Source organism: Solwaraspora sp. WMMD1047, assembly GCF_029626155.1.
In the GTDB taxonomy this organism is placed as follows: domain Bacteria; phylum Actinomycetota; class Actinomycetes; order Mycobacteriales; family Micromonosporaceae; genus WMMD1047.
Map to the genome: position 1 here is coordinate 38,046 of NZ_JARUBL010000001.1, position 15,416 is coordinate 53,461.

A 15,416-nucleotide genomic window follows, 5' to 3' on the forward strand; every position below is an offset into this window, starting at 1 on the left:
TAGCAGTGCCTGGTCGGACGGGTGTGGGGGGTCGGCCCCCGCGAGCGGCCGGTCCGCCGGCTGCGCGAAGATGGAGGGCATGACCGACGCTCCAGGTACCCCTGAGAACAGCGAGCCCACCGGTCCGAGCGGTGGCCGCCCCGGCACGGTGGTGGTGGTCGGCCCGGACGGCCGGCCCGTCGGCACCGTGCAGACCGACGGCGAGTCGCACGCCGAGGACCCGGCCCGCCTGGTCGAGCAGCCCGCCAAGGTGATGCGGATCGGCAGCATGATCAAGCAGCTGCTGGAGGAGGTCAAGGCGGCGCCGCTCGACGACGCGAGCCGCAACCGGCTGCGCGAGATCCACCAGCGGTCGATCGTCGAGCTGGAGGACGGCCTGGCTCCCGAACTCCGCGACGAGCTGGAGCGGCTCTCCCTGCCGTTCGGCGAGGGCGTCACCCCCAGCGAGGGCGAGCTGCGGATCGCCCAGGCCCAGCTGGTCGGCTGGCTGGAGGGGCTCTTCCACGGCATCCAGGCCGCGCTCGTCGCGCAGCAGATGGCGGCCCGGGTGCAGCTTGAGCAGATGCGCTCCGGCGGCCGGCAGGCGCTGCCGGCTGGTCCCGGCGGTGGCCTGCTGCCGGGCATGCCCGGCACCGGCGGCCCGAACCAGCCCGGCGACGGCCACAGCACCGGCCAGTACCTCTGACGGGTCCCGGGCGGGTCGCGGCCTCAGCCGCCCTGGCGCTGCGCGGGCGGGCGGGGCTGGGGCTCCGGCGGGAAGAGCCGCTCCAGGTGGGCGGCGACCCCGTCCTCCTCGTGCGAGGCGGTCACCTCGTCGGCGATCGCCAGCACCGACCGGTGCGCGTTCGCCACCGCCACCCCCCGACCCGCCCAGGTCAGCATCGGTACGTCGTTCGGCATGTCCCCGAAGGCGATCACCTCGTCCGCGGTGTGCCCGTGCCGCTCGCAGAACCAGGCCAGGCCCGCGGCCTTCGTCACCCCGGCGGCGGAGATCTCCACCAGCCCCGAGTACGACGAGTGGGTCGCCTCGGCGAGCCCCTTCAGCGCGGTCGACACCACGAGCGCGAACGCGTCCGAGTCGTGGGCGGCGGAGCGGGCCAGCAGCTTCACGGCCGGCTCGGCGATGAGCTGGGCCGGGTCGTCGACCAGCCGGATGGTGTGCCCGTGCTCCCACTGCACCGGGTACGCCGACTCGTGCCGCATCTGCCGGCTGTCGGTCACCTCCACCGCCAGGCTCACCTCCGGCACCTCGGCCCGCAGCCGCGCGACCACCTCGGCCAGCAGCTCCGGGGCGAGCGGGTCGGCCCGCAGCACCTCGTCGTTGACCGGGTCGTAGACCACCGCTCCGTTCGCGCAGACGGCCGGCAACGGCGCGGGCAGCTGCTCGTACACGGCGGGTAGCCAGCGCAGCGGACGGCCGGTGACCAGCACGACGAGCGTGCCCGCCGCGGAGATCCGGGCCAACGTCTCGACGGTCCGGACGCTTACCGTGCGGTCCCGGCGCAACAGCGTCCCGTCCAGGTCGGTGGCGACGACGCGGGGTGGACGGCCGGGTGGTGCCTCGTTCATCAGTGCGACAGTAGCCGGTCCAGGTAGATCGCCACCCCGTCGTCGTCGTTGCGCAGCGTCACCTCGTCGGCGGCCGTCCGGATGGTGGGATGGGCGTTCGCGACCGCCACCCGCGCCCAGCCGGCCCACTCGAACATTGGCAGGTCGTTGGGCATGTCACCGAAGACCAGCACGTCCGCCGGGTCGACGCCGAGCCGGTCGGCCACCACGGCCAGACCGGTGGCCTTGTCCACCCCCGGCGGGGAGATCTCCACGAACCCCAACCCGGCCTGGGTGAGCGCGGCCTGGTCGGGGGGCACGATCCGCCGGGCGGCGGCGAGCAACGCGTCCACGTCATGATCGGGGGTACGCGCGAACGCCTTGATCACCTCGTCGGCGACGCACTCGGACCGGGAGCGGGCCTCGAACCGGTCCGGGTACGGCCAGGAGGCGTCGAAATCCCCCCAGAGCGGCGCCTCGTGGCTGTCCGACGCCTCGACCATCACCGTGAGCGGCCCGACCTCCGCCTCCAACGCGGCCAGCAGCTGGGCCAGCACCGGTCCGGGTAGCCGCTCGTCGCGCAGCACCACCGGCCCGGCCGGGTCGGTCTGGTCGACCACCCGACCGCCGCCGGCCATCACCAGGAAGTCGGCGGCCCGGATGTCGTTGCGGGTCAGCTCGGTCAGCCGCGGGCCACGCCCGGTGGCGCCGACCACCGGGATGCCGGCCCCCCGCACCCGGTCCAGCACCTCGTGGGTGAAGGCCGAGACGGTGTTGTCGCTGCGTACCAGGGTGCCGTCCAGGTCGGTGGCGATGAGCTTGGGAAGTCCCGGTCGGGGCATGTCTCCTCCTTCGCCCCCGGCGTCCCGGACTGCACCGCCGGCTTCCCGGGCGGCGGGGCAGCAACCGTACCTCGCGGACGGTGAGGCGACCATGACTTATCCGCGAACGGCCGGTAAAACCCGGCCGGGTCAGCGGGGTTCGAGCACGTCCCGCCCGCCGAGGTACGGCTGGAGGGCCTTCGGCACCCGCACCGACCCGTCCGGCTGCTGGTGGTTCTCCAGGATCGGCACCAGCCACCGGGTGGTGGCGAGGGTGCCGTTCAGGGTCGCGGCGGTCTGCGGTTTCCCGTCGGCGTCCCGGTAGCGGATGTTGAGCCGGCGGGCCTGGAACGTCGTGCAGTTCGACGTCGAGGTGACCTCGCGGTACCGCCCCTGCGACGGCACCCACGCCTCGCAGTCGTACTTGCGGGCGGCGCTGGTCCCCAGGTCGCCGGCGGCCACGTCGATCACCCGGTACGGCACCTCGACCTTGGCGAGCATCTCCTCCTCCCAGGCCAGCAGCCGGAGGTGCTCGGTGTGCGCCTCGTCCGGCCGGCAGTAGGAGAACATCTCCACCTTGTCGAACTGGTGCACCCGCAGGATGCCGCGGACGTCCCGGCCGTACGACCCGGCCTCCCGGCGGAAGCACGACGACCAGCCCGCGTACCGCCTCGGCTCGTCCAACGTCAGGATCTCGTCCGAGTGGTACGCCGCCAGCGGCACCTCGCTGGTGCCCACCAGGAACAGGTCGTCGGCCTCCAGCCGGTAGACCTCGCTGGCGTGTTCGCCGAGGAAGCCGGTGCCCTCCATCGACTCCGGCTTGACCAGCACGGGCGGGATGGCCGGGGTGAAGCCGTACTCGACGGCCTGGGCGATGGCGAGCTGGAGCAGGCCGAGCTGCAGCAGCGCGCCGACGCCGGTCAGGTAGTAGAACCTGCTGCCGGAGACCTTGGCCCCGCGCTCCACGTCGATCGCCCGCAGCCCCTCGCCCAGCTCCAGGTGGTCGCGCGGGTTGTCGATCGCCGGCCGCTCGCCGACCTCGCGGAGCACCACGTAGTCGTCCTCGCCGCCGGCGGGCGCGCCCTCCTCGACCAGGTTGGGCAGGGCGAGCTGCGCCCGGCGCAGCGCCTGCTCGGCGCCGGTCACCGCCGCCTCGGCGGCCTTCACCTCGGCCGAGAGCTCCTTGGTGCGGGCCAGCAGCGCGTCCCGTTCGTCACCGGTCGCCTTCGGCATCCGCTTGCCGAGCTGCTTCTGCTCGGCCCGCAGCGCCTCGTAGCGCTGCACCGACGCCCGCCGCTCCTCGTCCGCCCGCAGCAGGTCGTCGACGACCGTCTCGGACTCACCGCGCGCACGCTGGCTGGCACGGACGGCTTCCGGGTCGTCACGGAGCAGACGCAGGTCGATCACGGGAACCGAGCCTACCGGTGCCCCGTTGGACACCGCATGTCGATATCCGCCCCCGACATCCGGCCTGCTGCCCTGCCCTGCGGCCCCGGTTGCGGCTGGCCCGGCCCGAGTCGCCGATTGCCCGGCCCGGGTCGGCCGGTTCCGGTTCCGCGGCTCAGCGGTCGTCCGGGCGGTCCGGGTGGGCGAAGGGGGTGGCCGGGCCGACGGTGAGATCGGTCGGGGCCGGTCGGTCGTCGTGCTGGCCCAGGTCCGTCGACTGTCCCCGGCCGGCACCGGGCCGGCGCCACGGCCAGTCGCCCGGCCCGTCCGCCGGCAGCTCGGCGTCCGTGGCGGGCGTACCGCTGGTGGGTGCGCCGCTGGCGGGCGGCGCCGCGGCGGTGGCGCCGGTGGCGATGGCGGTCGGTGGTGGCTGGACGAATCGGCCGGCGAGCAGGAGCGCCAGGCCCAGGGCGGCGGTGCCGAGGAAGGCCATCGTCAGGCCCCGGCCGTACGCGATCTGCAGCCCTTCGCTGGCGCCGAAGAGCAACCGCTCGGTGCCCTGGTCCAGCGCGGTCGTGGCGGCGACCAGCAGCACCAGCACCCCGCCGGTCAGTGCCAGGCCGAGCACCCGGGCGTTGTGCCGGCTCGCGGGGGCGCCGAAGAGCACCAGGGCGATCGAGCCGATGACACCGAGCAGCCCGATCAGGTAGCCGGCGCCGAAGTTGGCGACGTCGGCCACCCCGCCGGGCAGCCGGACCGCCTCGCCGTTCGCACCGGCGTTCGGCACGGTGGTGACCGACCATTCGCCCACCAGCGACGCTATGACACCGGCCACGCCGAGGCCGGCGAGCACGGGTACCAGCCGGTGATCCTGGCCGATCCCGGTCAGCCAGCGCGTGCTTCGCGACCGCCGGCCCGGCTCGGTCTCACCCCACTCGACGGTGGCCACCTCGCCCGGCTCGGCGTCCTGGTCGAGGCGGCTCTCCTGACGGGGGATCGGCGGGTCCTGGGACATCGGTAAGCCCTTCCGCGTGCGCGCGGTCCTGTGCGAATGATGACACAGCGGCGGGGATTCCGGCTCTGACCACGCGGGCCGCCGGCCCGGCACCGGCCGCGGCGCGATCGGTCGACCCGTCGCATCCGGGGGCGCTTTGGGCTAGCGTCGGCTCCATGCCTATCCGCACCGCGTCTGCCCGCTGGCAGGGCAATCTCACCGATGGTTCCGGCACGATCCGCACCGGCAAGGGTGGGTACGAGGGGAACTACTCATTCAAGTCGCGCTTCGAGGAGGGGGAGGGCACCAATCCGGAGGAATTGATCGGGGCGGCGCACTCGGGCTGCTTCTCGATGGCCTTCGCCAAGGCGCTCTCCGACGCCGGGTTCACGCCCGACTCGGTGGCGACCACCGCCGGCGTACACCTGGACAAGACGGACGCCGGGATGACGGTGACCCGGATCGACCTCGACACGGTCGCCGAGGTGCCCGGCATCGACGAGGCCGAGTTCGCCAAGATCGCCGAGGCGGCCAAGGCCAACTGCCCGATCTCCCGGCTGCTCTCCCCCGGCGCCGAGATCACCCTTTCGGCCCGGCTCGCCTGACGCCCGTCATCCTCCGTTGATCAGGGAGTGGCCGCCGGCCACTCCCTGATCAACCCGCTCCGCCGGTCGTGCACCGGCCGCGGTGCGCGAGAATGGGTCACGTGCCCGTCGAGATGAGCCGCGAACGCTTCGAGGAGCTGGTCGCCGAGGCCCTCGACGAGGTTCCGCAGGAGCTGCTCGACCTGATGAGCAACGTGGTCATCCTGGTCGAGGACGATTCACCCGCCGGCGAGCCGGAGCTGCTCGGCCTCTACGAGGGGCACGCGCTGACCAGTCGGGGCTGGGACTACGCCGGCGTGCTGCCGGACCGCATCTTCATCTACCGGCTGCCGATCCTGCGCATCTGTGACACCGACGACGACGTGATCGACGAGATCGCGGTCACGGTCGTGCACGAGATCGCCCACCACTTCGGCATCGACGACGCTCGTCTGCACGCCCTGGGTTGGGGCTGACCAGCGACTTCCCGTCGCCAGTCGGCTTTCCGACCGGCCGTTGCCGGGCTTGCGGGGGTTGCCTACCTTCGGGTTCCACCCGCAACAGGAGGAAATTTCATGCGCAGCGCACTCTTCGCGAGCGAGAACCTGGAGAAGGAGTCCAGCCAGCCGGGCATGCGGCTGCAGAACTCCAAGATGCTCAAGATCGAACTCAACGGCGAGGCGATGGCCCGGGTCGGCTCGATGGTCGCGTACCAGGGGCAGGTCCAGTTCCAGGCCCTCGGCTCCGGTGGGATCGGCAAGTTCCTCAAGCAGAAGCTGACCGGCGAGGGCGTACCGCTGATGAAGGTCACCGGCCGGGGTGACGTCTTCCTCGCCGACCTCGCTTCGGACGTGCACCTGATCGACCTCGAGCCCGGCGACGCGCTGTCGATCAACGGATCCAGCGTGCTCGCCTTCGACTCCACCCTCCAGTACGACATCAAGATGGTCGGCGGGATGGGGATGGCCTCCTCCTCCGGCCTCTTCAACTGTGTCTTCACCGGCCACGGCCGGATCGCCGTCACCACCAAGGGCACGCCGGTCGTGCTCAACGTCGACCAGCCCACCTACGTCGACCCGCAGGCGGCGGTCTGCTGGTCGGCCAACCTGCAGACCGGCTACCACCGGGCCGAGCAGCTCGGGCTGGGCACGCTGCTGGGCCGGCGCACCGGCGAGGCGTTCACGATGAGCTTCGCCGGCCAGGGCTTCGTGGTCGTGCAGCCGTCCGAGGAGCCGCCGGTGCAGGGCAGCGGCCAGCAGGAGCAGCAGGGCGGCCTGCTCGGCGGGCTGATGAGCTGACGCCGGACACCCGAGGCGCCCGGCCGCGGGTCGGGCGCCTCGCCACCGGTGCTGACCGGCCAGCCGGCGGGCGCCTCGGACCGGTACCGGCCGGGCCGCCGGGGACCGGTGCCGAACGGGTCAGGCGGGCTCGCCGGCCCGCAGCCGGGCGAGCCAGGCGGCGGCGTCGGCGAACTCCCGGTCGTCGGAGGTCGGCGTCGGGTCCGGCGTGCCGCCGGCCCACCGGTGTCTCGGGTACGACCCCAGGAAGCGCACCTCGGCGCAGACCCGCCGCAGCCCCCGCAGCGCCTCGCCGACCCGGTCGTCGGCGACGTGGCCGGTGCAGTCGAGGAAGAACGCGTACCGGCCGAGGGCCTCACCGGTCGGGCGGGACTCGATCCGGGTCAGGTTCACCCCCCGGACGGCCAGCTCCATCAGCACCGCCAGCAGCGCGCCCACCCGGTCGTGGGCGATGTAGACGGCCAACGACGTCACGTCGTCGCCGGTCGGCGGTGGCGGCGGGGCGGGCCGGGACACCAGCACGAACCGGGTCACCGCGTCGCCGTGGTCGGCGATCTTCTCGGCGAGCAGCGCCAGCCGCTGCCGGTCGGCGCCGATCGGCGCGCAGATCGCCGCGTCGTGCTCCCCCTGCGCGGCGGCGGCCGCCGCCGCGCCGTTGGAGAGTACGTCGACCACCACCGCGTCGGGCAGGTGCTGCCGCAGCCACCCCCGGCACTGGGTGGAGGCCTGCGGGTGGGCGGCCACCGACCGGACGGCGGCCAGCTCGGTGCCCGGCTTCGCGGCGAGCACGAACTCCACCGGCAGCACCACCTCGCGGGTGATCAGCAGCGGATCGCCGTCGACCATCTCGTCGAAGGTCACCCCCACCGCGCCGCCGATGGAGTTCTCCAGCGGCACCAGCGCCGCGTCCGCCGAGCCGGCCCGGACCGCCTCCAGCGCCTCGGGGACGCTGCGGGACGGCGTGCGGATGCCCCGCCGGGCGGCCGGCAGGGTCTGCAGCGCCTGCTCGGCGAAGGTCCCCTCGGGGCCGAGGTAGACGAAACGGGTCGACGGTGTTCCCGGCATGCGTTCAGCCTACAAACGATCCGGAGGTCACCGGCCGTACCCGGTCGGTTGGCCGGTAGGCGGCAGAATTCCGTCGCAGGCGATGGCCCGGATGCCGTACGGCGCGGTGGCCCGGACCGGGACGCTGCAGACGTCCGTACCGGCGGTGATCAGGTTGAGGTCGCCGGGCGGACCGTTCGTCACCACCTGCAACGGCTCCCCGCCACGGACCGTGACGACGGAGTACTGCCAGGCTCCGGCGCAGAGTGGGCCGGTCTTGATGCTGATCCGCACCCCGCCGGGCAGCAGCCCGTCGGTGTCGCGGACCAGGCTCAGCACCTGCTGACCGGAGGGCCGGCCGGCGCAGGGCACGGCGACCGACTCGCTGAATCCGGTCGGGCCGGCCTGGTCCGGAGTCCGGGTGCGGGCGGGTGGGGTCGCGGTGGGGGTGGCGCCGCTGGCCGGGACGCTGGGTGTCGACCGGGGTGCCGGGACGGTCCCGCCGCGGCGTTCCTGCAGCTCCGGCGGGGTCCCGCAGGCCGCCATCCCGAGCAGGCCGGCGAGGAGCAGACCGACCACCGCAGCCAGCGGGCCAGTGGGCACGGCCAACCGCCAAGGAAGCACGGTCAGCCGGCCGAGAGGCGCGGGCAGCCGGCCGGCTGGCGGATCAGTTGGGGCCGATCGGCGGGCGCGGGGGCGGCGGGGAGTGGGAGCGCGGAGCACGGGAGCCGGTTCCCTCGACATAGGCGGGTGTCGTTGGCTGGTGTCCCGTCAATCCTAGGGGTCGCGCTCAGACTTCCAGGAAGAAGGTGAGCGAACCGGCCAGCGCGCCGTCGCGCAGCAACGGGGTGGCGATCGCGTCCACGGTGGCGTCCGAGTCGCGCTGCAGACCGCCGGCGACCCGGAGGAGGCCGCGGGCCATCCGGCCGGAGCTGAGCGCCAGCAGCGGCGGGATCTTCTCGGTCTCCGGCTCGGGCAGCTCACCCCGGGTGGCGGTGAAGTCGAGCAGGCGCAGCCCGCCGTCGAGCAGCCGGCGGCCGACGATCCGGGCCGGCGCCGACAGGCCGAGCAGCTCACAGCAGGACGGTGAGACGGCGAGGATCACCCGCTCCAGGTCGATCAGCAGACACGGCTCGACGGCGCCGGAGACGGTGGCGCACCAACTGTCGAAGCTGTCGGCCGGTGGCTCCGGGATCGGGGCGACCGGCGGCGCGAACGCCTCCGAGAGGGAGAGTTCGACGTGGGCCACCGCGCCTCCAATGCACTCCACCGGCTCACCACGCTAGCCGGTATCGACCGGGAACGCCGCCCCCCAAACCGAGCGGTGCTCCCGGCCGTGGCGCTTGCTGAGACGTTACCGGCGGGCCGTCTGCTTGTCAGCGGCCGTTCGGCCGTCCTCGTACCACCGGTAGTTGGCGGCCGACCGGTACGGAGCGTTCAGCCAGGTCGACGGGGACTGGGCCACCCGGGAGAGCTTCTCCGCGGTGGCCGGGCTGATCCGGTTGCCGCCCGCGAGGAGCAGGCGGTCCAGCTCCCGGTGGGTGGCGACCAGGCAGTCCTTCGGCAGCCCGTAGACGCTGATCACGCCGGAGCCGACGAAGGTGAGCACGGGGGTCACCGGGACGGTCAGGCCGACGGCCGCGGAGAGGGCCTTGCTGGCCCGCTTCGCGTCCCGGCGGGCCTCGGCGACGTACGACGGCCGCTTCCCGTTGATCTGGACCACGTCGGCGGCCATCATCACCCGGGACCGGCCCTGGTCGACCACGGTCACCGCGAACAGCCCGCTGGGGCCGATCGCCAGGAAGCCGGCCCGCTCCTCGCGGAAGCCGCGGCCCAGGTCGACGGGGTGCGCCTCGGCGAGCTCGGTGCGGGGCCAGTCGACCACGTGCCAGGACGGGCCGAGGTGGTCGAGCCGGTGCAGCGCCCGCGCACCGGCGGCCTCCACCCGGCGGGCGTCGCGTTCGGCCCGGCGGCGCCGGGCCCAGTCCATTGGGGTGGGTCGGATGGCCTCAAGCGAAGCGGCCGGCCCCTTGGGCGCCGGGGGAAGCGCCCGGGAGCTGGGTACCGCTCGTCCTGCGGGAAAGACAGTCATCGTGACCTCCGGCAAAAGGTCCCTCGAAGTTATGTCTCCACTACGGTACGTGGCGACACCCGGGGGGAAGCAAGTCGAAGCGCCGGAGTGAGTATGGATGAATGCCTTATTCACCCAAGGCCTTTTTTCCCGGATGGCGCCAACTACTGCCTTACGCTGCGCAGATGACCCATTACGTGGACAGCGAGGTCGGACGGCTCGGCACCGTCCTGTTGCACCGGCCCGGACCGGAACTGGCACGGCTCACCCCACGGAACAACGACTCGCTTCTCTTCGACGGTATCCCGTGGGTCGCCCGCGCGCAGGAGGAGCACGACGCGTTCGCCGCCGCGCTGCGCGAGCACGGGGTGGAGGTGCTCTACATCGGAACCCTGCTCGCCGAGGCGCTGGCCGTGCCGGACGCCCGCGCCGAGCTGACCGAGTGGGCGCTGCGGGAGCCCCGGCTCGGCGAGACGCTGCGCCGCCGGGTCGCCGACCACCTGGCGTACCTCGATCCGGCCGGGCTGGCCGACGTGCTGATCGCCGGCCTCGCCCACGAGGAGCTGCGGACCAGCTCCGAGCGGCCGGGCGGCCTGGTGTACGCGCTGATGGGGCGGCACGACTTCGTCCTCGACCCGCTGCCGAACCTGCTCTTCACCCGCGACTCGTCGTTCTGGATCCGGGACCACGCCGGGGTGACCAGCCTGGCGATGCGGGCCCGCCGCCGGGAGACAAATCTCACAGACACCATCTACCGGTACCACCCCCGGTTCGCCGGCACCCGGTTCGTCTACGGCTCCGAACTGGAGCACCTCGAAGGGGGCGACGTGCTGCTGCTGGCCCCCGGCGTGGTCGCCGTCGGAGTCGGCGAACGCACCACCCCGGCCGGCGCCGAGCGGCTCGGCCGGCAGGTCTTCGCCACCGGCCTGGCACACACCCTGCTGGTGGTGCCGATCGCCCAGGAACGGGCCACCATGCACCTGGACACCGTCTGCACGATGGTCGACGTGGACGCCGTGCTGATGTACCCGAACGTGGCCGACAGCCTGGCCGCGTACACGGTGGTGGCCGGGCCGGACGGTGAGCCGCAGGTGGACGGTCCGGCGCCCTTCCTACGGGCCGCGGCGGACGCGATGGACCTCGACAGCCTCCGGGTCATCGACACCGGTCTGCACCCGATCACCGCCGAACGGGAGCAGTGGGACGACGGCAACAACACGCTCGCCATCGCCCCCCGGCTCTGCGTGGCGTACGAGCGCAACGTGGAGACGAACGCCAAGCTGGAGCGGGCCGGCATCGAGGTGGTCCGGATCGCCGGGTCGGAGCTGGGGTCCGGCCGCGGCGGACCGCGCTGCATGTCCTGCCCGCTGGTCCGTGAGCCGCTGCCGACCAGCACCCTGCTGGCCAGCGTCCCGGCCGCCGAGACCGTGCTCGGCGAGGTCGCCCCGACCGGACTGCCGCCGGCCGTCCCCGGCGGCCGTCGACTCAGTGCCGACTGAGTCTCAGCGCGGGGTGGGGCTCAGCGCGGGGTGGGGCTCAGCGCGGGGTGCGGCTCAGCGCAGGGTGAGCTGGCGGCCGAGCAGCCCCTGCCGGGCCCGGCGGCCCGTCGGGTCCAGCGGCGCCGGGTCGCCGAGCGCCTCCGCGTACCGCTTGGCCAGCCCGGCCAGTGGCTCCTCCCACCGGTCGGCCTCCGGGTCGTGGGGCAGGTCCCAGACCGGCACCAGCCGGCCGTGCGCCCGGAACATCCCGGCGAACCTGGTGCCGTCGCCGAGCAGCAGCTCACCGGCGGCGCTCAGCCGGGCCAGTGCGTCCAGGGCCCGGTCCTCGTCGTCCGGCAGCACCCAGCGCACATGCGCCTTCTCCGGCACCTGACACCAGTACGCGGCCGGCGCGGCGGCCAACCGGACGGTCGGGTAGATCGAGGCGTTCGCCCGCTCCAGGGATGCCTGCACGTTGGCGTCCCGGCTGGCGTCGGGGTCCAGCCAGAACTCGAATCCGTCGTGCAGGGTCACCGCCAGCGACCCGTCGGCCAGCACGTCCTGCAGCCGGGGCCCGGGACCGGGCAGCGCCGGCACCGCGACGGTCTGACCCGGTTCGGTCTCCAGGGCGTTCAGCAGTGACACCGCCAGGTCCCGCGAGACGTCCCCGGACTGGACGTGCCGCTGCAGGCCGAGCAGCACCCGGCCGTCCGCCCGGACCATCGCCGGCACCGCCATCGGCAGCACGGTGGCCAGCAGGACCTGCCGTTCGGGATAGCGGTCGGCCAGCTCCGGGGCCAACGTCAGCGGGGCCGAGGCGGCCGGCACCAGCTCGCGGAGGGCGATCCACTCCGGCTCGTCGGCGAGGCCCTCGAACGGTCGGGGGACGAAGACGTCCCGCACCCGCTCCCGCTTGGCCGAACCGTCCTGACCCGCCCGACCACCCTTACGACGCTTGCTCACGACGGATCAGCCTAGACGATCGACCCCGCTGCGGGGGGTGCGGCGAGATCGGCCGGCGCGGGGGCGAGTTCGGCCCAGACGCTCTGCCCCAGCCCGTCGCGATCGACGCCCCAGCGGGCGGCGAGCGCGGCCACGATGTGCAGCCCTCGGCCGTCGGTCGACTCCGGGCCGACCGTCCGCAGCCGGGGCGCGGTGGCTCCGCCGCCGTCGGTCACCCTGATCCCGACCGACCCGGCACCGCCGAGCGGGTGGAGCTGCCAGGCGACCCGGATGACGTCTCCGGGCAGGGCGTCGGCGTGCCGTACCGCGTTGCCGACCAACTCCGCCAGCACCGCCGTCACGTCGGCGAGCAGCGCCGCCGGGACCGCGTCGCGCAGCTCGGCGACGACCCGCTGGCGGGCCAGGCGCGCGCCACCGGGGTTGTGCGGCACCACCACACACCAGGATCGTTCGACAAGGGTCTTCGCCTTCGCCACGACCGGCCTCCTCGGGCTCGCGGAGGTCCCTCCGCGGAAGGTGCGGCTCATCCCCGGGGCAGCCGCACCTCTGCGACCGTACCGCCCCCGCCCCGCGGCCGGAGCGAAACCCAGCCGTTCTGTCGTTCGACCACCCGCCGGACCAGGTACAGGCCGAGTCCGGCGCCCGGATAGTGCCGCCGGTCCCCGGTCTCGCCCTGCCAGAACCGCTCGAACGCCCGCTCGACGTGCTCGGGTCGGATGCCGATGCCCCGGTCGCTGACCCGGAACGCGACGGTCCGTTCGTCGGCGGCGGCGCTGAGCTCCACCGGGGTGCCGGGTTCGGAGTATTTGGTGGCGTTCGTGGTCAGCTCGGTCAGCACGGTCGCCAGGCTGGCCCGGTCACCGACCGCCTTGGGCAGCGTGGCGGGCAGCTGGACGCGTAGCCGGTGTCGCAGGTCCGCCGGCAGGTCGGCGATGGCGGCCTGCAGGGCGTCGATCACGTCGAACGGCACCGGCGGCGAACCGCCGACCGGGCCGGCGTCGTTGGCCGCCGAGAGCAGCCGGTCGACCAGCCGGGCCAGTTCGCCGGCGCGCTGCCCGATCACCCGGGCGGCGTGCCGGCGGTCCGGCTCCGGCACCGACTCCCAGTGGTCGCTGAGCATGTCGGCGTACCCCTTGATGACGGTGACCGGGGTGCGCAGCTCGTGGCTGGTGACCGCGACGAAGAGGTCCCGGTCGTGGTCGTGGCGCTGCTGGTCGGTGTTGTCGCGGAAGGTGACCACCCGCGATGACACGGTGCCGGGCAGCTCGCCGGAGGTGATCTTGAGCCAGCGGCCGCTGGCGAGCCGGTGGTCGAGCACCTGGCCGGGGGGCGGGACGGGGAACGGCAGCGGCCGGTCGAGCATCGCCGCCGCCGGCTCGCCGGTGATCTGCTCCGCGGCGGGGTTCCAGAGCCGAACCCGACCGCGGTGGTCGACGATCGCCAGCCCGTCGGCGAGCGCCGCGACCACCGGACCGTCGCCGTGGATGGGCAGGCCGGCCTGGTCGCCGTACATGTGCGCGGCGCAGGAGGCCAGGTAGCCCAGGACCGATTGGCACTCGGCGCCGACCGGCTCGGTCGCGTCCGGGTACAGCGCGTGCAGGCTGCCGATCACCGTTCCCCGGATCTCGGCCCGGGCCACCACCATCCGGCACAGGCCGCGGCCGGTGAACTGCCGGGCCAGGTCGCCCGGCAGGGTGTCGAGTCGCAGCTCGCGGACCCGAGCTCCGGTGGCCAGCCGGGCGGCGGTCGGGTCGTCGGCCGGCACCGGACGGCCGAGCGCCCACTGGGCGCCGCCGGTGGCCGCGATGATCCGGCCGGCGGTGGGGCGGTACTCGACGAACACCATGCCCGCCGCGCCGATGGGCTGCTCCGCGACGCGCAGCAGGTGATCGAGGACGGGCAGGCCGGAGTCACCCGAGTTGATCTCGTCGATGACCGACGTATGCCCGGCGATGAGAGCGGGATAGTCAGGGCGCTCCGGCATGCTCCGAGTCTGCCCCCTCGGGTCGGCTTTGGGCAGTCCCGGGTCGGTCAGCGTCCCAACCGGTCGAGCACGAGCGCCGGACGGTCGGTGATGATGCCGTCGACCCGGTGGCGGAGCACCAGTTCGAGGTCGTCGGGTTCGTTGACCGTCCAGACGTAGACCCGGTGTCCGGCGGCGTGCAGGGCCGGTACCAGCTCCGGCCTGGTCCGGAGCAGCTGCACGCCGGGGCCGGCGATCCGGGCGCCGAACGGCAGCCGGCCGATCCGCGGCCGGGGCGGGAGCGTGTCGAGCAGCAGCACGGTGGGCAGCTCCGGCGCCAGCTCCCGCATCCGGCGGACGGCGAGCGCCGAGAACGACATCACGGTGACCCGCACCCGGGCCGCCGGGTCGGGTCGGGCCAGGCCGTGCCGGTGCAGCAGGGCCACCAGGCTGCGCTCGACGTCGGCGCCGTACCGGGTCGGATGCTTCGTCTCGACCAGCAGCTCAACCTCGCGGTCAGCGGCCTGGACGGCGGCTCGGACTGCGGTGAGCAGGCCGTCCAGGGTGAGCAGCCGGGTCCGGTCCGGGTCCGCGGGCAGGTCACCGGCGGGCTCGCCGGGGTGCCACGAGCCGAAGTCCAGGCGGTCGAGTTCGGCGAGGGTGTGCCGGCTGACCCGACCCCGGCCGTTGCTGGTCCGGTCGAGCCGCCGATCGTGTACGCAGACCAGATGCCCGTCCCGGGTCATCCGGACATCGCACTCCAACCCGTCGGCACCTTCGTCGAGGGCGCGCAGGTAGGCCGCGAGGGTGTGTTCCGGCAGCACCGCGGACGAGCCGCGGTGGGCGAAGACGAGCGGGCCGGACACGGGCGCGGGTCGGGATCGTGCGGGGCCGGCCGGTCAGATCACCCGCGCCGGCTGGCCATCCTCGCTGCGTAGCGGCCGACCGGCCGCCGCCCAGCCCTGCATGCCGTCGGTAAGGTTGCGGACGTTGTCCCAGCCGTTGCCGAGCAGGTAGCCGACCACCTGGCCGGACCGGCCACCGGACCGACAGACCACCACCACGTCGGTGTCGGTGGGGATCTCGGCCAGCCGGGCCGGCACCTCCATCATCGGCAGGTGGTGGGCGTCCGGCGCGTGACCGGCGGCCCACTCGTCCGGCTCGCGGACGTCGAGCAGGTAGGCGTCTGCGGGTACCTCTGGCGCGGTCACGGAGGGTACTTGGGGTCCGAACACGGCTACCAACCTAGCCGAGCCACCGGCCGGA

18 protein-coding genes are annotated in these 15,416 nt (G+C 73.7%); 5 read left to right on the plus strand and 13 right to left on the minus strand.

Translation table 11 applies throughout. The features are described from left to right. Positions 1 to 79 precede the first annotated feature (79 nt). Positions 80 to 685 (plus strand): bacterial proteasome activator family protein, encoded by a 606-nt coding sequence (locus O7627_RS00155; protein ID WP_278091456.1) that lies wholly within the window; start codon positions 80 to 82, stop codon positions 683 to 685. Positions 686 to 708: 23 nt separating this feature from the next. Here O7627_RS00155 and O7627_RS00160 read toward each other — a convergent pair whose 3' ends face one another. The 4 genes from O7627_RS00160 to O7627_RS00175 all read right to left on the minus strand — a co-directional run bounded on the left by O7627_RS00160 (position 709) and on the right by O7627_RS00175 (position 4,770). Further along, complete coding sequence (locus tag O7627_RS00160) at positions 709 to 1,569, minus strand: HAD family hydrolase (protein WP_278091457.1); 861 nt, start codon at positions 1,567 to 1,569, stop codon at positions 709 to 711. Beyond that, the gene (locus tag O7627_RS00165) at positions 1,569 to 2,390 is read right to left on the minus strand and encodes an HAD family hydrolase (protein ID WP_278091458.1); all 822 of its coding nucleotides are present in this window, start codon (positions 2,388 to 2,390) and stop codon (positions 1,569 to 1,571) included. The genes O7627_RS00160 and O7627_RS00165 overlap by 1 nt, the downstream gene beginning before the upstream one ends. 129 nt (positions 2,391 to 2,519) lie before the next feature. Further along, a complete protein-coding gene (gene serS / locus O7627_RS00170; RefSeq protein WP_278091459.1) occupies positions 2,520 to 3,776 on the minus strand; it encodes a serine--tRNA ligase in 1,257 nt (418 codons plus the stop codon). A gap of 154 nt (positions 3,777 to 3,930) precedes the next feature. Beyond that, entirely contained in the window at positions 3,931 to 4,770 is an 840-nt protein-coding gene (locus O7627_RS00175; RefSeq protein WP_278091460.1) for a hypothetical protein, read from the minus strand. A 155-nt stretch (positions 4,771 to 4,925) separates the two neighbouring features. On the opposite strand from O7627_RS00175, the gene O7627_RS00180 reads away from it, so the two are divergent. The 3 genes from O7627_RS00180 (at position 4,926) to O7627_RS00190 (ending at position 6,631) form a co-directional block, all read left to right on the plus strand. Further along, positions 4,926 to 5,354, plus strand: a complete 429-nt coding sequence (locus tag O7627_RS00180; RefSeq protein WP_278091461.1) for an OsmC family protein — start codon at positions 4,926 to 4,928, stop codon at positions 5,352 to 5,354. A gap of 92 nt (positions 5,355 to 5,446) precedes the next feature. Beyond that, positions 5,447 to 5,809, plus strand: coding sequence for a metallopeptidase family protein (locus O7627_RS00185; RefSeq protein WP_278091462.1), 363 nt, complete (start codon positions 5,447 to 5,449; stop codon positions 5,807 to 5,809). Positions 5,810 to 5,908: 99 nt separating this feature from the next. Continuing rightward, the gene (locus O7627_RS00190) at positions 5,909 to 6,631 is read left to right on the plus strand and encodes an AIM24 family protein (RefSeq protein WP_278091463.1); all 723 of its coding nucleotides are present in this window, start codon (positions 5,909 to 5,911) and stop codon (positions 6,629 to 6,631) included. Between the two features lie 120 nt (positions 6,632 to 6,751). Here the strand turns inward: O7627_RS00190 and pheA are convergent, their stop codons facing one another. The 4 genes from pheA to O7627_RS00210 all read right to left on the minus strand — a co-directional run bounded on the left by pheA (position 6,752) and on the right by O7627_RS00210 (position 9,767). Next, positions 6,752 to 7,696: a prephenate dehydratase gene (gene pheA, locus O7627_RS00195; RefSeq protein WP_278091464.1), complete on the minus strand. Its 945-nt coding sequence runs from the start codon at positions 7,694 to 7,696 to the stop codon at positions 6,752 to 6,754. 27 nt (positions 7,697 to 7,723) lie between these two features. Beyond that, the gene (locus O7627_RS00200) at positions 7,724 to 8,278 is read right to left on the minus strand and encodes a hypothetical protein (protein ID WP_278091465.1); all 555 of its coding nucleotides are present in this window, start codon (positions 8,276 to 8,278) and stop codon (positions 7,724 to 7,726) included. A 187-nt stretch (positions 8,279 to 8,465) separates the two neighbouring features. Beyond that, positions 8,466 to 8,924 carry a hypothetical protein gene (locus O7627_RS00205; RefSeq protein ID WP_278098092.1) on the minus strand — a complete coding sequence of 153 codons (459 nt, stop codon included), beginning with the start codon at positions 8,922 to 8,924 and terminating at the stop codon, positions 8,466 to 8,468. Between the two features lie 105 nt (positions 8,925 to 9,029). Further along, on the minus strand, positions 9,030 to 9,767 hold the full coding sequence (locus tag O7627_RS00210) for a hypothetical protein (protein ID WP_278091466.1): 738 nt from the start codon (positions 9,765 to 9,767) through the stop codon (positions 9,030 to 9,032). A 164-nt stretch (positions 9,768 to 9,931) separates the two neighbouring features. Between O7627_RS00210 and O7627_RS00215 the strand changes: the two genes are divergently transcribed. Further along, complete coding sequence (locus O7627_RS00215) at positions 9,932 to 11,245, plus strand: arginine deiminase (RefSeq protein ID WP_278091467.1); 1,314 nt, start codon at positions 9,932 to 9,934, stop codon at positions 11,243 to 11,245. A 54-nt stretch (positions 11,246 to 11,299) separates the two neighbouring features. Here the strand turns inward: O7627_RS00215 and O7627_RS00220 are convergent, their stop codons facing one another. From O7627_RS00220 to O7627_RS00240, 5 genes are all read right to left on the minus strand, one after another. Continuing rightward, positions 11,300 to 12,187 (minus strand): DUF5926 family protein, encoded by an 888-nt coding sequence (locus O7627_RS00220; protein WP_278091468.1) that lies wholly within the window; start codon positions 12,185 to 12,187, stop codon positions 11,300 to 11,302. A gap of 11 nt (positions 12,188 to 12,198) precedes the next feature. Next, positions 12,199 to 12,624 (minus strand): ATP-binding protein, encoded by a 426-nt coding sequence (locus O7627_RS00225; RefSeq protein ID WP_278098093.1) that lies wholly within the window; start codon positions 12,622 to 12,624, stop codon positions 12,199 to 12,201. 86 nt (positions 12,625 to 12,710) lie between these two features. Further along, positions 12,711 to 14,171: a PAS domain-containing sensor histidine kinase gene (locus O7627_RS00230; protein ID WP_278091469.1), complete on the minus strand. Its 1,461-nt coding sequence runs from the start codon at positions 14,169 to 14,171 to the stop codon at positions 12,711 to 12,713. Positions 14,172 to 14,218: 47 nt separating this feature from the next. Continuing rightward, positions 14,219 to 15,016 carry a glycerophosphodiester phosphodiesterase family protein gene (locus O7627_RS00235; protein ID WP_278091470.1) on the minus strand — a complete coding sequence of 266 codons (798 nt, stop codon included), beginning with the start codon at positions 15,014 to 15,016 and terminating at the stop codon, positions 14,219 to 14,221. A gap of 33 nt (positions 15,017 to 15,049) precedes the next feature. Then, on the minus strand, positions 15,050 to 15,385 hold the full coding sequence (locus tag O7627_RS00240; protein WP_278091471.1) for a rhodanese-like domain-containing protein: 336 nt from the start codon (positions 15,383 to 15,385) through the stop codon (positions 15,050 to 15,052). Positions 15,386 to 15,416 lie beyond the last annotated feature (31 nt).

Bases quoted from the DNA above. Each gene is read 5' to 3' on its own strand.
- O7627_RS00155 (WP_278091456.1), top strand. From the start codon at position 80: ATGACCGACGCTCCAGGTACCCCTGAGAACAGCGAGCCCACCGGTCCG.
- O7627_RS00160 (WP_278091457.1), bottom strand. From the start codon at position 1,569: ATGAACGAGGCACCACCCGGCCGTCCACCCCGCGTCGTCGCCACCGAC.
- O7627_RS00165 (WP_278091458.1), bottom strand. From the start codon at position 2,390: ATGCCCCGACCGGGACTTCCCAAGCTCATCGCCACCGACCTGGACGGC.
- O7627_RS00175 (WP_278091460.1), bottom strand. From the start codon at position 4,770: ATGTCCCAGGACCCGCCGATCCCCCGTCAGGAGAGCCGCCTCGACCAG.
- O7627_RS00180 (WP_278091461.1), top strand. From the start codon at position 4,926: ATGCCTATCCGCACCGCGTCTGCCCGCTGGCAGGGCAATCTCACCGAT.
- O7627_RS00185 (WP_278091462.1), top strand. From the start codon at position 5,447: ATGGGTCACGTGCCCGTCGAGATGAGCCGCGAACGCTTCGAGGAGCTG.
- O7627_RS00190 (WP_278091463.1), top strand. From the start codon at position 5,909: ATGCGCAGCGCACTCTTCGCGAGCGAGAACCTGGAGAAGGAGTCCAGC.
- pheA (WP_278091464.1), bottom strand. From the start codon at position 7,696: ATGCCGGGAACACCGTCGACCCGTTTCGTCTACCTCGGCCCCGAGGGG.
- O7627_RS00210 (WP_278091466.1), bottom strand. From the start codon at position 9,767: ATGACTGTCTTTCCCGCAGGACGAGCGGTACCCAGCTCCCGGGCGCTT.
- O7627_RS00215 (WP_278091467.1), top strand. From the start codon at position 9,932: ATGACCCATTACGTGGACAGCGAGGTCGGACGGCTCGGCACCGTCCTG.
- O7627_RS00230 (WP_278091469.1), bottom strand. From the start codon at position 14,171: ATGCCGGAGCGCCCTGACTATCCCGCTCTCATCGCCGGGCATACGTCG.